The organism is Bradyrhizobium sp. 164 (assembly GCF_023073715.1).
Classification (GTDB): domain Bacteria; phylum Pseudomonadota; class Alphaproteobacteria; order Rhizobiales; family Xanthobacteraceae; genus Bradyrhizobium.
In genome coordinates, this window is record NZ_JADPKA010000001.1 from 108,898 (window position 1) to 128,353 (window position 19,456).

The window sequence follows — 19,456 nt, forward strand, 5'->3', positions numbered from 1 at the left end:
CTGAGCCTCAACAGATCCGAGGTAATTGTTCGCCCGACAGCCAGTCGACGATCCTTCCGCCGCCAAAGCTCGTCGCCATCTGCACGAAATGGTGGTCGTCTGCCACGGCCTCGCCGATCTCGGCGGCATCACGGCCGAACGGATGCACCCGCATCGCCGCAAGCACGGCTGCTGCAACCTCGGGCGCCACGATCGCTGCCAGCTTGCCTTCGTTGGCGACGTAGAGCGGATCGAGCCCGAGCAGTTCGCAGGCCGCAGCAACACCTGGCTTCACCGGGATCGCCGCCTCCTGAAGTCGGAAGCCGAGGCCGGACTGCTGGGCGATCTCGTTCAGCGTCGCGGCGAGCCCACCGCGGGTGGGATCGCGCATCAAACGGATGCCCTTGCCGCCGGCCGCCAGCATGCTCGCCACGAAATCATGCAACGACGCGGAATCCGAGACGATCTCGGTCTCAAAAGCGAGGTTCTGGCGTTTGGACATGATGGCGACGCCATGGTCCCCGAGCGTTCCAGAGATCAGGACACGATCGCCGACGCGGGCATTCCCAGCAGAGAGGTCGAGCCCGGCAGGCACGACACCGACCCCGGCTGTCGAGATGAACAGGCCGTCGGCCTTGCCGCGCTCGACGACCTTCGTGTCACCGGTGATGATGTAGACGCCCGCGGCTCGCGCAGCCTCGCCCATGGAATCCGCAATCATCTTCAGGTCGGAGAAACGAAAACCTTCCTCGATGATAAAGCTCGCTGAGAGATAGAGGGGCCGCGCGCCGGCCATGGCGATGTCGTTGACCGTGCCATGCACGGCGAGCGAGCCGATATTGCCGCCCGGAAAGAACAGCGGCGAGACCACATAGCCGTCGGTCGTCATCACCATGCGCCCGGCGCCGACATCGAACGCAGACTGGTCGTTGCCGCACGCCAGCCATTCATTGCCGAAGGCCTCGTGGAACAGGCCCGAGATCAGTTGCGACATCGCGCGGCCACCGGATCCGTGGGACAGGTCGACGCAGCCGTTCCTTATGTCGAGCTTGCGCTGATCGGCTTTCATGACGCCCGCCGTTGCTGATGATCGCGGAAGCGGCCGTAAGTCCAGTGTGCCGCACATGCACCCTCGGACGAGACCATGCAGGACCCCATCGGCGTCTCCGGCGTGCACACCGTGCCGAACAGCTGGCAGTCAACCGGCTTCTTCACGCCGCGCAGGATGGCGCCGCATTCACAGGCCGGATTGTCGGCAACGCGAAGCTCGTTCATGTCGAAGCGGACCTCGGCGTCGTATTTGGCGTACGCCCGCTTCAGCTTGAGCCCGCTATAAGGCACTAGGCCGAGACCGCGCCACTCGAACTGATCGCGCAGCTCGAAGATGTCGGAGACCTCCTCCTTGGCGCGCAGATTGCCGTCACGGGTCACTGCGCGGCTATACTGGTTCTCCACCTCATGCCGGTGCTCGTTGACCTGCCGCACCAGCATCAGGATCGCCTGCATCATGTCGAGCGGCTCGAAGCCCGCGATCACCACCGGCTTGCCGAATTCTTCGGCAAAGAACTCGTAAGGCTCGGTGCCGATGATGGTCGAGACATGGCCCGGCCCGACGAAGCCGTCGATCTCGACGCGGCCGATATTGCGGATATCGGGGCTTTCCAGGATGTTCTGCATCGCCGGCGGCGTCAGCACATGATTGCAGAACACGCTGAAGTTCTTGAGCTGCTTCTTCTCAGCGAGCCGGATCATCACGGCGGTCGGCGGCGTCGTGGTCTCGAAGCCGATGGCGAAGAACACGACGGCGCGGCCGGGAATTTCTTCCGCAACACGGATTGCATCAATCGTGGAATAAACCATACGGACGTCGCCGCCGCGCGCCTTCGCCTTCAGCAGCGAGCCACCCTGCGAGCCCGGCACCCGCATCAGGTCGCCGTAGACGCAAAGGATCACGTCCGGCCGCTCGGCGAGCCGGATCGCCATGTCGATGCGTCCCGCTGGCAAGACGCAGACAGGGCAGCCGGGGCCGTGGATCATCCGCACGTTCTTCGGCAGCATGTCCTCCAGCCCGTAGCGGGAGATTGCATGCGTGTGGCCGCCGCAAAATTCCATGAAACGATAGGATTTTTCCGGATCGGCCTCCGAGCGAATCGCCTTCGCCAATCCCAGCGCGATCTCCTTGTCGCGAAACTCGTCGGCATATTTCATTGCGCGGCCTCCCGGCTTTCGGCGCCGATTTCACGCAACAGCCCCAGCGTCCGCTGCGCCTCCTCCGGATCGATCTTGGTCAGGGCGTAGCCCACATGGATGATCACGTAGTCGCCGACGGCGAGGTTTTCGATCAGCGCCACCGAGATCTCCTTGCTGACGCCATCGATCGAGACTACGGCCATGTCGTCGGGCAGGAGCTTTGTGACCTCAGCAGGTATCGCGAGACACATCAGGCGTTTCCTTCCGGGCCTTGCTGTTCGAGGAGTTGGAGCGCGGCGACCCAGGCCTGCCCGAGGCTAAGGCCGCCGTCATTGGACGGCACCTGGCGAGGTAGCAACGGCGAGAGCCCGGCGGCGACGCAGCCGCGCCCGATCTCGCTTGCGAGGATCGCGTTGAGGAAGCAGCCACCGCTCAGGATGACGGTCGTTACGCTGGTCTCCAGTGCCGTGCGCGCGATCCAGTCGATGCAGGCGGCGGCGAAGGTGCCATGGAAGAGGTCGGCCCCATCGACCGGATCGACCGCAAGGCGCTCGAGCAAGGGGAAAAGAGACAGCACGCCATTCTCGATCGTCCAGCCGTCCTCCGCGAGGCGCGGTGTGCGGACACGCGCTTCCAGCTTCATTGCGGCTTCGCCCTCGTAACTCTGCACCGGACAGAGACCAAGCAGCGCCGCCGCCGCGTCAAACAGCCGGCCGGCGCTGGTCGTCGTCGCCAGGCCGGGCTGGTCGAGCATAGCGCAGAGACGCGCAGCCTGCGGCTGCATCGCAAAGCGCTTCGCAATCGCGTCGCCGCGCCGCAAGGCGTGCAGCACGCTCGCGGCCATGCGCCACGGCTCGCGCGTCGCGCGATCGCCACCGGGCATCTTCATCGGCGCCAGATGTCCGAGCCGCCGGAAGCGTGCACCATCGCACGAGAGCAACTCGCCGCCCCAATTGCCACCGTCGCTGCCGTAGCCGAAGCCGTCGAGCACCAGCGCCAACGCTGGCCCTGCGACGCCATGTTCCGCCATCACGGATGCCGCATGGGCATGGTGATGCTGGACCGCGATCAGCCGCCTCCCGCTGGCTTCGGCGAAACGGGTCGAGGCCATGTTCGGATGCAGGTCATGGGCGATGACGACCGGCTCGATGTCCAGCGTCGAGAGCAGGTGATCCACCGTCTCCTCGAAAAAGCGAATGCCTTCCGCGGTGTCGAGATCGCCGATGTGCTGGGAGACGAAGGCTTCGTTGTCGCGGATGACGGTGACCGTCGACTTCAGCGCGCCGCCGACCGCAAGCACCGACGGGACGGACTTCGCGAGCCTAATCGGCTCGGGAATATAGCCGCGGGCGCGGCGGATGAACTGCGCTCGGCCCGCGACCACCGACACGACAGAGTCGTCCGCGCGGGTGACGATGTCGCGGTCATGCGTGACGATCAGGTCGGCGATGCCGGCAAGCCGCCGTTTGGCCTCGTCATTGACGATCACCAGCGGCTCGCCGCCAGGATTGGCGCTGGTTGCCACGATCGCCCAACTTGCGCCGTCCGCTCGCGGATGCGCCGAATTGAGCGCCTTCAGCACAAGATGATGCAGCGGCGCGACGGGCAGCATGACGCCGATCCGCGACAGCTCCGGCGCAATCGCGGGCGGGAGCATATCGCGGGATCTCATCAGCACGATGGGCCGCGGCGAGGATTCCAGCAGCGCGAGCCCGACCCCATCGATTTCAGCGATCTCGCCGACCACATCCGTCGAACCGACCATCACGGCGAACGGCTTCTGATTGCGATGCTTCCGGCGCCGCAGACGCCACACAGCCGCATCTTCACGGGCATTGCACAGCAATTGATATCCGCCGAGCCCCTTGATCGCGACGATCCTTCCATCAGCGATCGCAGTGGCGATCTGCTTGGTATCATGACTGATCCTTGGCCCACAGCGCGGGCAGGCAATTGCTTCGGCGTGGAAGCGACGGCTCGCCGGATCGGCATAGTCTGCTGCGCAGGCCGTGCACATCGCGAAGCGTCTCATCGCGGTGGTACGGCGGTCATAGGGCAGCCGCTCGGCGATGGTGTAGCGCGGGCCGCAATGGGTGCAATTGACGAAAGGATAGAGATGGAAGCGGCTCGCCGGATCAAACAGCTCGCTCAGACACTGCGGACAGGTCGCGGCATCGGCGGCGATCCGGGTCGAGACCTTGCCCTGCTCACTGACGCGGATGTGGAACTCGTCGCTTTCGGTGATGCCGACCGGTTGCACGGAAATCTCGTCTATCCGAGCCAGTGGCGGTTTTTCCAGCGGCAGCGCATCGACAAAATCGGCGGCGCGGTCGCCCTCGACCTCGATCACCACGCCACCGGGATCATTGGCAACGAAGCCGCCGAGCCGATAGCGCGCGGCGAGGCCGTAGACGTAGGGACGAAAGCCCACGCCCTGCACGGCGCCGCGCACATGCAGGCGCAGCCGTGTTCGGTCTCGCGCCATGGCCTCGCCGCTCATGCTGATCCCGACACGGCCATCTCGGTCGGCTTCATCTGTGCAATCCGCTTGCGAATCCAGGCATAGAATGCCGGAAAACCCTCACCGGAGCGCGCCGACACCGTCGAAACCTCAATCTTCGGACTGACCCGGCGCGCATATTCGATCGTCCTTGCAAGATCGAAGTCGAGTACGGGCGCAAGATCGATCTTGTTGATCAGCATCAGAGAGGAGGCTGCGAACATGTCCGGATATTTCAGCGGCTTGTCCTCGCCTTCCGTGGTCGAGAACACCACGATCTTGCAGGCCTCGCCGAGATCGAACGCCGCGGGACAGACGAGATTACCGACGTTCTCGATGAAGAGGATGCCGCCGTTAAGCCAGGGCAAGCGGTTATAGGCTTCGCCGACCATGGCGGCATCGAGATGGCAGCCCTTGCCGGTATTGATTTGGATCGCCGGCACGCCGGTCGAGCGGATCCGTTCGGCATCGTTGGAGGTCTGTTGATCGCCTTCGATCACGCCAATCGGAAAGCTGTCCTTCAGCTCTGACACGGCACGAACCAGAAGCGAGGTTTTTCCGGCGCCGGGGCTCGAGACCAGGTTGAAGACGAGCACGTCGTCGGTTCGGAAGCGCGCGCGGTTGTCGGCGGCGAGCCGATTGTTCTTGCAGAGAATGTCGCGATCGACCTGGATGATGCGGTCGCTGCTCATGCCGGCGATCTGCTGGCCTGCCGGATTGGCGCTGCAATCGACCAGCCCGCTATCACCGGGCGCGTGATCATGATGATGGTGATGGTCGTGGCTGTGCCCATGATGATGCGAATGATCGTGCTCATGGGAATGATCATGGGAATGATCATGGGTGTGTTCGATGGACGCTTTGGCATCACTGCAACCGCATACCGTGCACATCAATCGACCTCCAGCTCCCTCACGCGCATCTCTTCGCCGCCGGTCGCCTGCAATTGATAGCTGCCGCAGGACGGACATGGCTCATAGCGCTGCTTGATCTCGACGCCTTTGGAGCAGGCCATGCACCAGGCCGCCCCCGGCGTCTCGACGATCTCGAGCCTTGCCCCTTGCGCAATGGTGGGCGCGGCGACGGCCTCGAAGCAGAACTTCATCGCCTCAGGCGCAACATGGCTGAGCGCACCGATCTCCAGGCACACGACGTTCACCCTAGCGAAGGCGCGCTTGCGCGACTCCTCCTGGATAATCTCGATGATTCCTTCGCACAGCGCTATCTCATGCATGGCCGATCTCGCGGAAGCTGAGGCTGAAGCCGACGCACGGATCGAACGAGCTGACGAGCGTGCGGACCGCATGCAGCCCCTGCCGGCCCCCGGCGAGAACGGATCCCTGGAGGCTGCGAACCAACGGCCCGCGGGCATGGAAATTCCACTCCGTCGGGGCCAAGAATTCGAAGCGGACGATGCGGTCTTCATCGTCGAGCTCGACGGCATGATACAGCCGGCCCCGCGCGCATTCGACGGCACCCGCGCCTCTGCCGGTCCCCAGCCGGTAGCTCTGGAGGACGGCGTCCTCGACTGTCCCATCGTCCGCCTCTAGGAAGGCGCAGAGCCGCGCCACTTCCGCGATCCGCGCCTTCAGACGCTCGGCGGGCCCCGCGCCCGGCGGCAGGATCGGCTCACGCCCAACCCGCCGTGCCCAGACGCCGGTCTCCGGAATCCGGCCATGGAGATCAGGCGCATCGGAGAATATCGCGCCATCGGCAAGCAGCCGCATAACGATTTCGAGATCGTCGGCTGCCGACAGGAATGACTCTTCGACCACCGGCGGCAGCAAGGCATGCCCATCGAAATTCGCAAGATGTACCGCCAGCGCGCTGCCGGCCCCGGGGGTTTGCTCCTCGCTCGCGATCCCGAGCGCGGCGAGCGATGCCCTGATCTTCGCCACCGCCTCACGGCGCGAGACCGCCTCCCCGCGCTCGGCGATGCTGCCACCCAGAACGGCCGTGGCCTCCATCATGGCACGAACGGCTGCGGCGCCGGCGCCGTCAAGCGTGAGACGGCCAACGAACAGGCCGCGCAACAATTCGGTCAGGCGTTCGGCGACGACAGCGACGACGCGACCGTGCTCGATCTCGAGACTGGCATGCTCGCCCCGCGCCGCCTCGACCGCGGACAGGAAAGCTACCTGATGCGCCATTGAGCACAGGGAGAACAGACGCGACAGCACCGACGGCAGTGACGAGGCCGGCTTTCCCGCGAACAAGCGCGTCAACGGCGGCCGGCTGCGCGGCCGGATCGCGACGTCGGCAATCGTGCCGCCGGCGAGCCACACCGTGATGTCGATCTCGTTGCGGAAGGCCAGACTCATCCGCACCGCTCCGTCAGAACACCGCGCAGGAAGTTACGCCGATCGATCGGGCTTGTTGCGGGCTCGCGACGACGGACCGCCTCCTCGCTGTCGGCCGGCAGCATCAGCTCGGCGAGGGTCGCTTCGGCCGTCGCCCGCGCCGCGACCATGTCCGCGAACTGGAACATCGGCGAGAACAGCGAGCAGCTCGCGATCAGGCCCATTTGTCCGACCTCGCTGAGAGTGAATTCGATATCGCCCGCAGGGAAGCGGATTCGCAGGCTCGGGCCCGACGTATCCCGCGCGATCGCGCTCGCCGGCATCACCACGTTCATGAACCAGGGCGTGACCATGATGCCGGTGGTCGTGCCGTTGAACCAGCGGAAACCGACCGCTTCGACGCCGAGCGCGTCGTTGTAGATCGGCAGATCGCGCATCGCGCGCTCGCCGATCTCCCGATAGCTTCCTGCCAAGAGCTCGCCCCACGCGTCGGCGTCGGCGGCGCTGGCAGGAATTTGCGCATCAGCCGTCATGACTCGATCGCCATGAACTTGGATTTTGGAGAGTCGCAGTTCGGGCAGCGCCAGTCTTCCGGCAACGCCGCGAACGGAGTGCGGGGTTCGATCTGTGCCACCCCGTCGCCATCAGTGGGGTCATAGATCGTCCAGCAGATGCCGCATTCCAGCCGCGTGACATCGGCGACGTCCTGGCGCTTCTCGAACCCGCTCATTTGAAATAGGTCTCGATGATCTCCTGAAGCCGCTCAGCCGAGTCCTCGAAGTCCTCGTCAGCCGCAATCGCCACCGTCGGCACGCCGCCGACCTCCAGCGTATCGAGGATGATGGCGTCCGTGGCGTTGAAGAACTGCACCGACCAGACATTGCGGATGCCCGTGGAGAGCACCCGGCAGCTACCATAGCCGCGAGAAACCAGTTGGATCGGCCCGTTCTTGATCGTGTCCTGGAGAAAACTCATGTCGACCGGGCTCATCGGCAGCAGCGTGAAATTGATGATCTGCGAGCGGATGCCAGGCCGCCATGCGAGCGCCCGCTCGCGGATTTCCGCAAGCACCGGCAGCACGTTCATGGCACCTTCGGGGGCCTGCCCGATCTCGAAATCCGCAGCCGTGAGATCGGCAGCCGCGCGCTTCACGATCTCCGGGATCGGCCCGACCTCGAGATATTCGTGATTGGCGTCGAGCCGCACGCGCCAGATCCCGGCCAGCACAGATTCCTGGATCTGCGCCAATGATCCATCGGGCAGCGCAACGAGGGCGGCCACTTCGCCCTCGCCCATCACGTCGACAATCAGCTTGCGCTCGAGATCGTTGAGATCGGCAAGCCGGAACAGTTGCGTCGGCATGTCGGCCTTCTGGCTCGCGATCGCTGCGGCCACCTTCGACAACAGCTCGACGGCGTTCGGGCAGATCCTGGCGAGTTCCGCGCTGTCGAGCGTGGCAAGCTTGGCCAAGGCTCCGGGGGCGGTCAGGCTGCCGCTCGTCGCGTTCAGGTTCTCATCGCCGATCGGAAACACGTTGATCGGCTGCTCCGCCCCCTCGGGCGCAGTCCAGAAGCCCGCTTTCATAGTTCGACACCTTGGCGGTGTTGGGGAACGACGGTTGTCATGACAACGCCGCGCGTGCCGCGCGGACGGTCGATCAGCTTGGTGATGCGGTCGACATAGATCGACCAGTCCTGGATCTTCGCGATCAGCCCGAGTGTCTCGCCCTTGGCGACGAAGATCAGCGTCGGCTGCACGCGTACGCCAAAACGCTGGCCGAGTTCGCTCTCGGCACCGCAGGCGATCACCGCGGCACGCAACCGCCCCTTGAATGCCTCGATCAGCTCCGGCAGCACGACCGCGACGTCGGTCGCCTCCGGAAAACGCGCGGGGTCTCCTGCCGACAGCAACACGGCGATGGCGCGGGCCTCGTCGGTCGTATTCAGAAAACGATCGACCGTCGCAGCATCCACCTCCGGCAAGCCACGCCGCGCCAGTTCCTGCCTTCCCTGCTGCAATTTCATCAGACCTCCCCTGACAAGCTTATGATTCTGCTGGGAATAGGGATCAGCAAGGTACGTGCCAAGGACGGTTATCACCTTTCCTAATTTATCTAGTTGATTTGAATCATATATTTCCACGACAGAAGATGCATCAATCCCAGGACGGAAAGCTAATTTCCATATCGGATGAATGAACCTAGCAGATAGAAATTTATCTTCCAGCGAGGACGCGGGCTCTCGCGGAGCGGGCTGCCGCCCTAATCAAGCCGGAGATGCTCGGGCAGTTGCGGCTCGCGGTCAATGAGGTCGGCGAAGAAGCGATCGCAATCCTCGCCATTGATCGCCGCGCACAGACCGTCGATCGCGGCGCCGATCAGGCGCGCCTCGGCCTCATGCAGAAGCCGAACCGCGGTGTCGATAAGGACCAGCACCCTGGCACCGGCCGGCGGGTCCGAGAGCAGCAGCATCGAAACGCGCCGCTGCTCGCCTCGGAACTCGCACAGCGCCGATATCCCGTCAGTCTCAACGATCGTCATCGGCAAGCCGAGGCACATGGCGGATCTCCGATGGTGCAGCCGGTCAGGCCGGCCGCCCCCTCATCTCGTAATGCTGATGATCGATGTCGTTGGCGAGCAGCCGCTCCGATTCTGCCAACGGCGCGGTGCGCGGCATCACCTCGACGCCCCATTCGGCCAGGATCTCGCAACCAAGCTCGAGCGCCGGCGCGATCTGATCGCGCACCGGCTTTGTCAGCGGGCCACCCCAATCCTCGAGGTCGAGCGGCTGGCAGCCGATCAATACGAGATGTCGCGGACAACGGCCAAGCAGGTCGGCCGCGCTGATGACCTCCTGGAAGCCGGTCTGGTGCAAGCTCATCTTCTTGGCGCCGGTGAAACGCGGCACCTCGTCGTCGCGAACGAGCTTCAACTGCCCGGGCTCGAGCCCATAGTCGATCGCGTCGAACACGATCAAACGATCCGCATCCTCCAGGTAGTTCACGAGGTAGAGCCCCTGCGTGCCGCCGTCGAGAATGGTGACGTTGTCGGGCACGGCGTAGCGGCGGTGGAATTTCTCCACCGCGCGCACGCCAAAGCCTTCGTCGGCCCACAGGATGTTGCCGATGCCGAGCACCAGGATGCGGTTTGCTTGCGAAGATGTCGGCATCGGTATCATTCCAGTTTCTCAGTCGCGGAATTGCCGCTCGCCGGAGATCATCGAGGAGACGATGCTCTGGCGCGACATGATGTCCTCACGGACCGCGGCGTAGATGTGCACCATCACGAACACGACCAGCGCCCACATGCCGAGATGATGCCAGGTGTGAACGTCCTGGCTGTTCGGCCAAATCGCGAACACCCAGCCGAACAGCTTGTGCTGCCAACTGTCGATACCCGCACCTTCCGAATAGAGCGCAAAGCCGGTAACGATCATGAACGCCACGAACAGCGTGAAGCCCGTGAACATCGCGGTCCGCGCCAGCGGGTTGTGGCCGACATACATCTTCGGCTCGCGGTCCAGGAACGCATACCAGCGGATTTCATGCAGCACTTCCTTCCAGAAGTGCTTGCGATGCACCGGCAGATAGAAAATCTGCCGGGAATAGTGATTTCCGACGAAGGCCCACAGAATGCGGGCAAGGAAGAACACCGCCAGCACCTGCCCCGCCGCGAAATGGGCAAAGCGGATATAGCCCATCACGAAGTTCGCCGAGGCCTCCCCCTCGACCGACGGCAATGGCGTTCCGATCAGATAACCGGTCACCATCAGCACGATGATCGAGAACGCGTTCACCCAATGGCAGATCCGCACCGGCGCTTCGTAGACATAGACGGCGGGACGGCAGACCCCATGTTCGCCGGCCGCATCGGCCGCTATCGCGGAGAGGTCCGGCTCGGCTTCCGCCGGACGTGCAGCTACATCCATCATGGCGTTTCCCCCTGCTTCACCTGACCTTGACGCTGGCCATTTCCTGGCCGTCCGGACTCATGACATGCGTGGAGCAGGCCAGGCACGGATCGAAGGAATGGATCGTGCGCAGGATCTCCAAAGGCTGCTCGGGATTGACCATCGGGGTGTTCATCAGCGAGGCCTCGAATGCACCGATGTTCCCTTGCGGATCGCGCGGTGAGCCGTTCCAGGTGGTCGGCACCACGCACTGGTAATTGTCGATCTTGGTTTCCTTGATCTTGATCCAGTGCGCGAGTGCGCCGCGCGGCGCCTCGGTGAAGCCAAAACCCTTGGCCTCCTTCGGCCAGCTCTCCGGCTTCCACTTGTCGACGTTCGCGGTCGAGCTGTCGCCGGCCTTGATGTTGGCGACGAGCTTGTCCTGGAAGTAACGCATTTGTCGTCCGGCCCAGACCGACTCCAGCGCGCGCGCCGCCGTCCGACCGAGCGTCGAGAACAGCGCCGATAGCGGAAGGTCCATATCCTTCAGGAACTTGTCGATAGGATCCTTGAACTCGGCCTTGTTCTGCGCATAGCCCACCACCCAACGCGCCAGCGGGCCGACCTCCATGGCGTGACCCCGCCAGCGCGGCGCCTTGATCCATGAATATTTTCCGCCCTCATCGAGCTGCTCGATCGCGGTCTTGGTACCTTTCGCATTGGGCCCCAGCACGTAGTTCGGCTCGGTTACGCCGTCCCAGGGATGCAGTCCCTTGGTTTCGTCGGGATATTTGTACCAGGAGTGAACCACGAACTCCTGGATCTCATCGGGGTTGGCATGATCGACGGGAAGCACCTCCGAGAGATTGCCGTTTATGATGGCGCCCCGCGGCAGCTTCAGGCTCTTGGAGGAGTAGTCGTTGGCGTGTTCCGGCACGTCGCCATAAGAGAGTACGCTCTTGCCGGAAAGACCGCCGCCGTAGAGCCAGTCCTTGTAGAACGAACCGATCGCCGCCACGTCGGGCAGGTAGACCTGCTCGTTGAACTCGATCAGGCGATCGATGATCGACGAGATCAGGTTCAGGCGCTCGATGTTGATGGCACCGACCGCGCCCGTGCCGTCGACGTTGATCGGAGAGGGCACGCCGCCCACGAGCCAGTTCGGATGCGGATTCTTGCCGCCGAAGATGGTTTGGATCTTGACGATCTCCTTCTGGAAATCGAGCGCCTCCAGATAGTGCGCGACCGCCATCAGATTGGCCTCAGGCGGCAGCTTGTAGGCCTTGCTGCCCCAATAGCCGTTCTTGAAGGGCCCCAACTGCCCCGACTCGAAAAACTTCTTGAGACGAGTTTGCAGGTCCTTGAAGTAACCTGGCGACGACAGCGGCCAGCTCGAGATCGACTGCGCGAGCGTCGAGGTTGCCCGCGGGTCGGCCGAAAGCGCGCAGACCAAATCGACCCAATCCAGCGCGTGCAGGTGATAGAAGTGAACGACGTGGTCGTGCACCTGCAAGGCAAGCTGCATCAGATTGCGGATCGAATTGGCGTTCTCCGGAATGGTGATCCCGAGCGCGTTCTCGACCGCGCGCACCGACGTCAGCGCGTGCGTGCCGGTGCAGACGCCGCAGATCCGTTCCGTGAACGCCCAGGCGTCGCGGGGATCGCGATCCTTCAGGATCACCTCGATCCCACGCCACATCGTGCCGCTGGAGACTGCGTTTCGGATGACGTTATCGGCGTCGACATTGACCTCGACGCGCATGTGACCTTCGATACGGGTCACCGGATCGACGACGATGCGCTTGCCGGAATTGTCGCGATTGAAGCCGTTGGGAGTCTGGATACCCATGATTTTGTTACTCTTGGATCTCTTTGGCGCTTAGCTGGTGTGGTGCGCGTCTTCGCTCTTGCCGGCGAGCCGCTTCACCGCGGTCACCGCTGCATGCGCGGCGACTGCCGCACCGACGGCTCCGGCCGCCACCATGCCGATCTGGTCGGCGTTCTTCTCGATGCCGAACTGCTTGATGTTGGTGAGACGGTCGTAGAACGAACCCTTGTCCCAGAATCCGTCTTCCGAGCAGCCGATGCAGCCATGGCCCGACTGGATCGGGAAAGAGACGCCGCCATTCCAGCGCACGGTCGAGCAGGCGTTGTAGGTGGTCGGGCCCTTGCAGCCCATCTTGTAGAGACAATAGCCCTTGCGCGCCGCCTCGTCGTCCCACTCCTCGACGAACTGGCCGGCGTCGAAATGCGACCGCCGGTAGCACTTGTCGTGGATACGCTGCGAGTAAAACATCTTCGGCCGGCCCTGACGATCGAGCTCGGGCAATTTGCCGAAAGTGGTGATGAAGGTGATGACGCCGGTCATCACTTCAGCGATCGGGGGGCATCCCGGCACCTTGATGATCGGCTTGTTGGCGATGACCTTGTCGATGGGCGTCGCCTGCGTCGGATTGGGCTTGGCCGCCTGCACGCAGCCCCACGAGGCGCAAGCGCCCCAGGCGATGATCGCCATCGCATCCTCCGCCACCATCTTCAACTTCTCGACGAACGGCTTGCCGCCGTGGATGCAGAACATGCCGCCTTCGTTCAGCGGCGGATTGCCTTCCACCGCGAGAATGTATTGCCCTTTGTGCTTGGCGCGGGTCTCTTCGAGGATCGCCTCCGCCTGGTGGCCTGCGGCCGCCATGATGGTGCCGTCATAGTCGAGCGAGATCATCGAGAGCACGGCATCCTTCACCAGCGGGTGCGCGGAACGAATGAAGCTCTCGGAACAGCAGGTGCATTCGAGGCCGTGCATCCAGATCACCGGCACGCGCGGCTTGGTCTCGAGCGCGTTCGCGATGCGGCTCGCCCCCAGGGGCCCGAGGCCGAGACTCGTCGCAGTCAGGCTGCAAAATTTGTGAAAGCTCCGACGCGTGATACCTTGTCGCCTGATCACGCTGTAAAACGTTTCCGTCGCCGCGCCCATGAATCGTCCCGCCTCGGCTTTGACTTGTCTATGACGCCAAGGACAGCAAGAAGCAGGCCAAGCACCGGGAGCGTAAGGAAAGTAGAGTGATACCAAATTGTTGCAGATTTGAATTGCTCGAATTGCGGTGCGCGCGCATGCCCCGACCGAGAAAACGGAAACAATTCGATTTCAGGCGACAACGAAGTTTCCGTCCCCGCGCGAGAGACCACTCAATGCGCGGTGTACGCCATCCAGGGATCGAACGAGCGCACGACGTGCTGGATGGCGACCGAGCGTGCGCCGGCGCCGCCGACATCAGTGCCGATCAGCGCCTGCTCCAGCGGGCCGCCGACATCGGCCGGCTGGAAGGCCAGACTATGCGGCCATTTCCCGGCGAAGATACCCATAGGTTCGAGCAGCCGCGCCCGCCGGCAACACATCGCGTGCCGCAGGCCGCGCGTCGCTGCGAAACGGTCCCGTGTCTCCTCATGCCAGGAGTGCGCGGCACAGGCCTCGCGAGCGAAGTCCGGCATGAAGAAGATGTAGAAGTGCGTGAGATGATCGCCGGCCTTCTCCGCCTCATGCGCGAGATTGGTGGCGAGAATCCCGTTCGGCGCGACCTCGGCCGCCATCGCATCGCGAAGAGCGACAGCCGCGGCGACCGACTGCGAGACCGAGCAGATGCCGCAGATCCGCGGCGCCAGCGCCCGCGCTTCGATGGGCGGACGCGCCTCCAGGATCTGCTCGAAGCCGCCACGGCGGCGCCGTCACCTACGCGCGCATGGCCCGCCCACTCTCGACATCGAGGCCAACTTCGAGATCGCCCTCGACGCGTTGAGGGGACCATCGTGAAGCGCGTCATGGCGTGCGCTTGGCCGTCGGGCGGCCGGGCAGCACGACAGCGGTCGCATTCAGCCGCACCCGCCGCGGCGTCGCCGACTTCGACAGGGCCGCGAGCGCCACGAACGAGGTCTTGGGCATGTCGGTCGGAAGTCCGACCGGAATGCCGGCAAGCTTTGCGGATGTCTCTCTCCACAGTGAAACGCGAAGCGACTTGCTCCGGCGGACCTCCCTCGGTACATCTGGTGCGTACGCGCGATGTTGGAAAGACAATCAATCTTCGACTTGCTTTTTGACGCGACAGATCTTCTTCAACGGAACCACGTGCCCGAGCTGGCTTATCGGCCCGATATGTGCAGTTTTCGCTTCGCTGGCGAGTACGCCTGAATTCCAACAGCGCAAAGCGAAGGCGCCTCCGAACAGACACGTGGACAAACGTTGGAATGGCTCATCGCCCACTTGGATGAATTTCAAGCAGGGCGAGGGCCGGCGCGACTCCGGTTCGCACTCCACGCCCGTGCTGCCGTCCGCAAGCCCTGTCCTGACGCCTCAGTGAGCAAACAGAGCGCAGCGGCTATACTCAACATACGAGAGGCGGTGATCGGCTTTCGAGCGGGCGCTAACGAATAACTAGGCCAAAGGGGCGACACCTTATGCTCTTAAGAAGTTGGAACGCGGCCCTGGGCCTCAGCGGGGTCAATGCCTAGATCTTGTGATCTGCGGCAGCCGCTTTATCGGCAAGGTCCTCGCGAACCGACGCACTATGTCGCCGCGGGGCAGTGTCTAGCGCACCCTCAACGCGCCCCTCGCCGGCACATATCGCCGCGGCTTAGCCCAGAGTATAGTATGCAGAGACGTGGCTTGCCCCATCAATGCTTGCCTGTAGAGACCGTTCGGGCCTCGGCTGATCCGAACTCCTCTTCAATCGCGGGACACACCAACTGCACGTCCGGCTCGAAGACGAAGCCGCGTAGCACAAGCGTCATTTCAGCTTGATCTGGACGTCACCACGTCAGAATGCCTTCGGCAATGCCGAAGCACGACTTTCCGGTCGCGTTAGTGTCGAGATCGCAGCAATGACCAGAACAAAAATTTAGCTGTCGGTGAAGCTCCACTGTCACGGGTCCTAGTCATTGTATTCGTTTTGGGCACAGCTGAGCCACTGACCGCCACCTCAAAACTAAACATCGTTACCGTCTTGATGGACCATCAGGAGGCTGGGACATGCTGGGCCCTCATCGTTTGATTCTAAGTTTTCAGGATTTTGCGCCATGTCATATCCACCCCCTCAAACCAAGCTGCATGCTGTGCTGAAAGGTGCTCTGGAGGATGCTGTCCGGATGGTGCCTGAAGCAAAGCGGACGTCTTCATTGAAGGCTTGCCTCGCCGAGAAGGTTCTAACTCTGGCCGCGCGGGGCGAGAGCAATCCAACGATCCTAACTCGTCTCGCCGTGCTGACAGTGCAGAAATCCTGCCATGGCTGTTACGGATGTGAAAGGTGGTAGTCGCACGGGGGAGCCCGCGAGGCGCGAATTGATTAATTTGAACTGGAAGGCCGGGCTTTCTGGCGTCACAGTAGCGCGGTTGGCGATACGCTTTTCGCTGACGTGATGGGAGACTCGTTCACTATGTCATAGCGTCCGCGTGACCCAGTAGCGGCCACCCACGCCGAGGCCAAACTTAACGCATATAAAATATGACAGAACTTCCTTCGATCTGTAAAGCGCCACTGCCTCGCTTCGGGAATGTCGTTTTCGCGACACATGAGCGTGCATTTGAAACACGACCGCGTCGGAATCGAACACAACACACATTTGCCGAATACCGGAGTGCACATGCAGGGAGGACCAGACTTTGATGACGGAAACGGTCGCCTTGATCACGCAGGCGAATACTACCCAAGAGCCTAAGTACTGTTCGCTCGAAACGTCGGCTGGTTTTGCGACGTGATATCCGCGAAGATCCGCAGCATCCCACACAATGGCGCTCGCGTCGGTGTAGATGGGCTCCGTCGCAGAGATGGACCCGCGAGGGCCATCGCCGCAATCCTTTAGTCGAGCTTCGCTGGGATCGCTCCAACCGCAATTTAAACTTGCGTAGGCGGACGCGAGCGCGAAAAGGCCCCTGGGAGAAGCGCGCGATCGAAGTCCTCGAGGATGGTGCTCGCAGGTACAGCTGGTTATGATCGGCGGAAAGAGTTGCTGTGCAACGCTCCAGCAGCAGCCGTCACCTGTAGCGGGCAAGATCAACGCATGAACAGCACCTCTTCACCAGTCAATGCGATCGCAGCCGAGCTTGGCCGCCTCGATCCCGCATACGCGCCGACGCCACTCCTGAACCTTCCGACGCTTGCGGAGCGGCTCGGAGTGGCGCAGGTGCTAGCGAAAGACGAGGGCCGCCGCATGCTCGGCAGCTTCAAGTCGCTTGGTGGCACCTATGCCGGGTTGCGCGCGCTCGCCCGGGCCTCGCGCATGCAGTTGGCCGACCTTCTCGCGGCCCGACCTAAGGGGCAGCCGACCCTGGTCTGCGCCAGTGACGGTAATCACGGGCTCGCGGTAGCTGCCGCCGCGCGCTTTGCCGGGGCGCCCGCCCGCGTGTTCCTGCACGAGGGCGTGCCGAACGCGCGCGCGCGCCGCATCGAGAATCAGGGTGCCGAGATCGTCTGGGTGCCGGGCACCTACGACAATGCAGTTGATGCGGCCGCAGCCGCGGCCTGCCAGGGCGCCGGCATTCTTGTCGCCGACACGACCGACGATCCGAACGATCCCATCGTTTGCGACGTCATGGCGGGATACGGCGTTACGGCGGCGGAAATCCGCGATCAAGTAGACTTCGCCGGCCATGGGCGTCCGACACACGTCTTTATACAAGCTGGTGTCGGCGGACTCGCCGCTGCCATCGCCGAGGGCCTCTCGGGCTGGCTGGCACCTCCGGGATGCATCGTGACGGTCGAGCCGGAAACCGCCGCGTGTCTTGCGCCCGCGCTCGCGGCCGGTCACCCGATTCGGGTGATGGGCGATCTCCGAACATCCGCGGAGATGCTCTCCTGCGGCCAGGCGAGTGCGCCCGCCGTTGCGGTGCTCAGGCGTCACGGCGCTCGGGCCATCACCGTGCCCGAGGCGGAATTGGTGGATGCTGTTCGCGTACTCTCCGCCCATGATGGCCTCGCCACCACGCCGTCCGGTGCAGCGGGCCTGGCGGGTGCTATGGCTGCGCTCGCAGACCCGAGCCATACAAGCGATCTCGGACTCGACCGGTCGAGCCGCATTCTCGTCCTCCTCACCGAATGCGCCTGGGAGGACCGAACGTGAGCACCGCGATCTTCGCTCCTAGTTCGACTTGCATCCTCTCAGTGAGGCCATGTCTGGCAGGCTCGAGGCTTCATGATTAGATCATCGGCGGTCCGTCTCCGGCTCCGGAACCAGCGGCGCGCCCCCGACGGAAACCGGCCCTTCTGGTTTAGGCGGGCGAGTGGCTCTTGTAGTCGGCTTTGATGCGGCCTGGGCTGCCGGCGGACGAATATCTGCAGGAAGAGGCGCAGCAATGTTCTGCAGAGACTCAATTCTTGAGGTCAGGGCTGCGATTTGATCTAACATCCGTTTCAAATCGGCTTGCTGCGCATCGATGTTGCGGTTAAGCGCTGAAATCTCCTCGCTCACCTCCTGTTGCCCCGACCGGATCTCCGAAAGCGCTGCCTTGTCTTCAGGTGACAACGCCGGCATTGGGACGACTTCACGTGCCGTTAACGCCTCGATCATTCGGTCGATATGGGGCCAGTAAAATGCACCCCCAACGCATAGCCCGATGAAGACGGCGATAAATCCAAAAACCCACGGAAGGCGTCTTGATGACTTCTGCAAGACGGGCGGCAACTCCGAACCGTTCGCTTGATCAATCACATTCATCATTCTTTCTCTCGATCTATAATAGCTCTCGTTGCCGAGATAATAGATGACGGTCAAGAGCGTCCATGTGAAAGTAATTGGCATGCGCACAAAGATATCGGGAAAGATCATGCCGCTTCAGCGTCCATCTCGTTCAACAAATCGATGTTTAACCGCGCCAACAGGCACTCGGCGCATTAACGCTGCACAGGCAATGAAAAAACGCACGATACGATCGCGGCCATAGCTCTAAGTACACTCGCGGTGGCGCGGGCTCCTCCGCACAGGCCGCAATCTGCGGGCGCTCTATCGAAAGATAAACAAGCACGCTCGCAGAAGGCGGGCTCAGCTTCTCAGATCAACTCTGCGCCTGAATGGATGGCTTTAGCGCGCTTCACCATCTAAATCCTGCTGGTCCGCCATGGAGCAAACAGGAGAGCCTGCGGCAGCGATCAGGTTGAAATCGGGCGAGAGCCGATCTCGACATACTCGGAGTTTTAATATGCGAGGCCAGACAGCCGCTGGGACAGTCCGACGTCGACGAGGCGTCCGACGACGATCCCGTGCGAATACCGTTCGATGATCTCGTCGACTTCGCATTCGAGTGCAGCCAATGCCTCGCCAAGCAAGGGCACGCCACTGGCACCTCTCGTCCAGGAGAAACCGTCGAAACGCTCTTTGCCTTTGAATCGGCCATTACTGAAGCGTGCGGCAATGTCGCGTTGATCCGCGCCAAGGATATTCGCTCCAAAGGTCCTGTGGCGCGCAATTAGAGAAAACGAGGAGGCTTGCCTGTTGATGTTGACGAGAAGCTGCGGAGGATCGACGCTGAGCGAGGTAACCCGTTGAAGTTTGCGGGGACCCAGCGCGGCCCCTCGATCTTTGTCTGGCTTTTCACAGCCGTGTACGAAAGAAGACATCAC

At 62.7% G+C, this 19,456-nt stretch carries 19 protein-coding genes and 2 pseudogenes; 1 reads left to right on the forward strand and 20 read right to left on the reverse strand.

Annotated features, from left to right (window positions below):
* Positions 1-7 precede the first annotated feature (7 nt).
* The 18 genes and pseudogenes from hypE to IVB01_RS00525 all read right to left on the reverse strand — a co-directional run.
* Complete coding sequence (gene hypE, locus IVB01_RS00440) at positions 8-1,048, reverse strand: hydrogenase expression/formation protein HypE (RefSeq protein ID WP_247354107.1); 1,041 nt, start codon at positions 1,046-1,048, stop codon at positions 8-10.
* Positions 1,045-2,187, reverse strand: a complete 1,143-nt coding sequence (gene hypD, locus IVB01_RS00445; RefSeq protein ID WP_247494159.1) for a hydrogenase formation protein HypD — start codon at positions 2,185-2,187, stop codon at positions 1,045-1,047. The genes hypE and hypD overlap by 4 nt, the downstream gene beginning before the upstream one ends.
* Positions 2,184-2,420 (reverse strand): HypC/HybG/HupF family hydrogenase formation chaperone, encoded by a 237-nt coding sequence (locus tag IVB01_RS00450; RefSeq protein WP_247301001.1) that lies wholly within the window; start codon positions 2,418-2,420, stop codon positions 2,184-2,186. Before IVB01_RS00450 ends, hypD begins: the two co-directional genes overlap by 4 nt.
* Complete coding sequence (gene hypF / locus IVB01_RS00455) at positions 2,420-4,669, reverse strand: carbamoyltransferase HypF (RefSeq protein WP_247494160.1); 2,250 nt, start codon at positions 4,667-4,669, stop codon at positions 2,420-2,422. Before hypF ends, IVB01_RS00450 begins: the two co-directional genes overlap by 1 nt.
* Positions 4,666-5,562, reverse strand: coding sequence for a hydrogenase nickel incorporation protein HypB (gene hypB / locus IVB01_RS00460; RefSeq protein WP_247494161.1), 897 nt, complete (start codon positions 5,560-5,562; stop codon positions 4,666-4,668). The genes hypF and hypB overlap by 4 nt, the downstream gene beginning before the upstream one ends.
* The gene (gene hypA / locus IVB01_RS00465; RefSeq protein WP_247277971.1) at positions 5,562-5,903 is read right to left on the reverse strand and encodes a hydrogenase maturation nickel metallochaperone HypA; all 342 of its coding nucleotides are present in this window, start codon (positions 5,901-5,903) and stop codon (positions 5,562-5,564) included. The genes hypB and hypA overlap by 1 nt, the downstream gene beginning before the upstream one ends.
* Positions 5,896-6,990, reverse strand: a complete 1,095-nt coding sequence (locus IVB01_RS00470) for a nickel-dependent hydrogenase large subunit (RefSeq protein WP_247354105.1) — start codon at positions 6,988-6,990, stop codon at positions 5,896-5,898. The genes hypA and IVB01_RS00470 overlap by 8 nt, the downstream gene beginning before the upstream one ends.
* Entirely contained in the window at positions 6,987-7,502 is a 516-nt protein-coding gene (gene hybE, locus IVB01_RS00475) for a [NiFe]-hydrogenase assembly chaperone HybE (RefSeq protein WP_247277973.1), read from the reverse strand. The genes IVB01_RS00470 and hybE overlap by 4 nt, the downstream gene beginning before the upstream one ends.
* Entirely contained in the window at positions 7,499-7,699 is a 201-nt protein-coding gene (locus IVB01_RS00480; RefSeq protein ID WP_247277974.1) for a rubredoxin, read from the reverse strand. Before IVB01_RS00480 ends, hybE begins: the two co-directional genes overlap by 4 nt.
* On the reverse strand, positions 7,696-8,553 hold the full coding sequence (locus tag IVB01_RS00485; protein ID WP_247494162.1) for a hydrogenase expression/formation protein: 858 nt from the start codon (positions 8,551-8,553) through the stop codon (positions 7,696-7,698). Before IVB01_RS00485 ends, IVB01_RS00480 begins: the two co-directional genes overlap by 4 nt.
* Complete coding sequence (locus IVB01_RS00490; RefSeq protein ID WP_247494163.1) at positions 8,550-8,993, reverse strand: hydrogenase accessory protein; 444 nt, start codon at positions 8,991-8,993, stop codon at positions 8,550-8,552. The genes IVB01_RS00485 and IVB01_RS00490 overlap by 4 nt, the downstream gene beginning before the upstream one ends.
* A 236-nt stretch (positions 8,994-9,229) precedes the next feature.
* On the reverse strand, positions 9,230-9,526 hold the full coding sequence (locus tag IVB01_RS00495) for a HypC/HybG/HupF family hydrogenase formation chaperone (protein ID WP_247277976.1): 297 nt from the start codon (positions 9,524-9,526) through the stop codon (positions 9,230-9,232).
* Positions 9,527-9,551: 25 nt separating this feature from the next.
* Positions 9,552-10,136 carry a HyaD/HybD family hydrogenase maturation endopeptidase gene (locus IVB01_RS00500; protein ID WP_247494164.1) on the reverse strand — a complete coding sequence of 195 codons (585 nt, stop codon included), beginning with the start codon at positions 10,134-10,136 and terminating at the stop codon, positions 9,552-9,554.
* 18 nt (positions 10,137-10,154) lie between these two features.
* Positions 10,155-10,898: a Ni/Fe-hydrogenase, b-type cytochrome subunit gene (gene cybH / locus IVB01_RS00505; protein WP_247354103.1), complete on the reverse strand. Its 744-nt coding sequence runs from the start codon at positions 10,896-10,898 to the stop codon at positions 10,155-10,157.
* Positions 10,899-10,914: 16 nt separating this feature from the next.
* The gene (locus tag IVB01_RS00510; RefSeq protein WP_247494165.1) at positions 10,915-12,705 is read right to left on the reverse strand and encodes a nickel-dependent hydrogenase large subunit; all 1,791 of its coding nucleotides are present in this window, start codon (positions 12,703-12,705) and stop codon (positions 10,915-10,917) included.
* 30 nt (positions 12,706-12,735) lie between these two features.
* Positions 12,736-13,827 (reverse strand): hydrogenase small subunit, encoded by a 1,092-nt coding sequence (locus tag IVB01_RS00515; RefSeq protein WP_247415480.1) that lies wholly within the window; start codon positions 13,825-13,827, stop codon positions 12,736-12,738.
* 341 nt (positions 13,828-14,168) lie between these two features.
* Positions 14,169-14,671: pseudogene (locus tag IVB01_RS00520) on the reverse strand (nickel-dependent hydrogenase large subunit); the annotation flags it as partial.
* Positions 14,668-14,832: pseudogene (locus IVB01_RS00525) on the reverse strand (HupU protein); the annotation flags it as partial. The pseudogenes IVB01_RS00525 and IVB01_RS00520, both read right to left, overlap by 4 nt.
* Before the next feature lie 2,069 nt (positions 14,833-16,901).
* On the opposite strand from IVB01_RS00525, the gene IVB01_RS00530 reads away from it, so the two are divergent.
* Complete coding sequence (locus IVB01_RS00530) at positions 16,902-17,960, forward strand: pyridoxal-phosphate dependent enzyme (protein WP_247277981.1); 1,059 nt, start codon at positions 16,902-16,904, stop codon at positions 17,958-17,960.
* Between the two features lie 81 nt (positions 17,961-18,041).
* Here IVB01_RS00530 and IVB01_RS00535 read toward each other — a convergent pair whose 3' ends face one another.
* Positions 18,042-18,665 (reverse strand): hypothetical protein, encoded by a 624-nt coding sequence (locus IVB01_RS00535; protein ID WP_247277982.1) that lies wholly within the window; start codon positions 18,663-18,665, stop codon positions 18,042-18,044.
* A gap of 365 nt (positions 18,666-19,030) precedes the next feature.
* Positions 19,031-19,453 carry a flavin reductase family protein gene (locus IVB01_RS00540; RefSeq protein WP_247300984.1) on the reverse strand — a complete coding sequence of 141 codons (423 nt, stop codon included), beginning with the start codon at positions 19,451-19,453 and terminating at the stop codon, positions 19,031-19,033.
* Positions 19,454-19,456 lie beyond the last annotated feature (3 nt).

Excerpts from the sequence above, each read along its gene's own strand:
- IVB01_RS00535 (WP_247277982.1), bottom strand. The coding sequence starts at position 18,665 with ATGATCTTTCCCGATATCTTTGTGCGCATGCCAATTACTTTCACATGG.
- IVB01_RS00480 (WP_247277974.1), bottom strand. The coding sequence starts at position 7,699 with ATGAGCGGGTTCGAGAAGCGCCAGGACGTCGCCGATGTCACGCGGCTG.
- IVB01_RS00490 (WP_247494163.1), bottom strand. The coding sequence starts at position 8,993 with ATGAAATTGCAGCAGGGAAGGCAGGAACTGGCGCGGCGTGGCTTGCCG.
- IVB01_RS00500 (WP_247494164.1), bottom strand. The coding sequence starts at position 10,136 with ATGCCGACATCTTCGCAAGCAAACCGCATCCTGGTGCTCGGCATCGGC.
- IVB01_RS00510 (WP_247494165.1), bottom strand. The coding sequence starts at position 12,705 with ATGGGTATCCAGACTCCCAACGGCTTCAATCGCGACAATTCCGGCAAG.
- IVB01_RS00530 (WP_247277981.1), top strand. The coding sequence starts at position 16,902 with ATGAACAGCACCTCTTCACCAGTCAATGCGATCGCAGCCGAGCTTGGC.
- IVB01_RS00485 (WP_247494162.1), bottom strand. The coding sequence starts at position 8,553 with ATGAAAGCGGGCTTCTGGACTGCGCCCGAGGGGGCGGAGCAGCCGATC.
- hypD (WP_247494159.1), bottom strand. The coding sequence starts at position 2,187 with ATGAAATATGCCGACGAGTTTCGCGACAAGGAGATCGCGCTGGGATTG.
- IVB01_RS00540 (WP_247300984.1), bottom strand. The coding sequence starts at position 19,453 with ATGTCTTCTTTCGTACACGGCTGTGAAAAGCCAGACAAAGATCGAGGG.
- hybE (WP_247277973.1), bottom strand. The coding sequence starts at position 7,502 with ATGACGGCTGATGCGCAAATTCCTGCCAGCGCCGCCGACGCCGACGCG.
- hypA (WP_247277971.1), bottom strand. The coding sequence starts at position 5,903 with ATGCATGAGATAGCGCTGTGCGAAGGAATCATCGAGATTATCCAGGAG.
- IVB01_RS00450 (WP_247301001.1), bottom strand. The coding sequence starts at position 2,420 with ATGTGTCTCGCGATACCTGCTGAGGTCACAAAGCTCCTGCCCGACGAC.
- IVB01_RS00515 (WP_247415480.1), bottom strand. The coding sequence starts at position 13,827 with ATGGGCGCGGCGACGGAAACGTTTTACAGCGTGATCAGGCGACAAGGT.
- IVB01_RS00470 (WP_247354105.1), bottom strand. The coding sequence starts at position 6,990 with ATGAGTCTGGCCTTCCGCAACGAGATCGACATCACGGTGTGGCTCGCC.
- hypF (WP_247494160.1), bottom strand. The coding sequence starts at position 4,669 with ATGAGCGGCGAGGCCATGGCGCGAGACCGAACACGGCTGCGCCTGCAT.
- hypB (WP_247494161.1), bottom strand. The coding sequence starts at position 5,562 with ATGTGCACGGTATGCGGTTGCAGTGATGCCAAAGCGTCCATCGAACAC.
- cybH (WP_247354103.1), bottom strand. The coding sequence starts at position 10,898 with ATGATGGATGTAGCTGCACGTCCGGCGGAAGCCGAGCCGGACCTCTCC.
- hypE (WP_247354107.1), bottom strand. The coding sequence starts at position 1,048 with ATGAAAGCCGATCAGCGCAAGCTCGACATAAGGAACGGCTGCGTCGAC.
- IVB01_RS00495 (WP_247277976.1), bottom strand. The coding sequence starts at position 9,526 with ATGTGCCTCGGCTTGCCGATGACGATCGTTGAGACTGACGGGATATCG.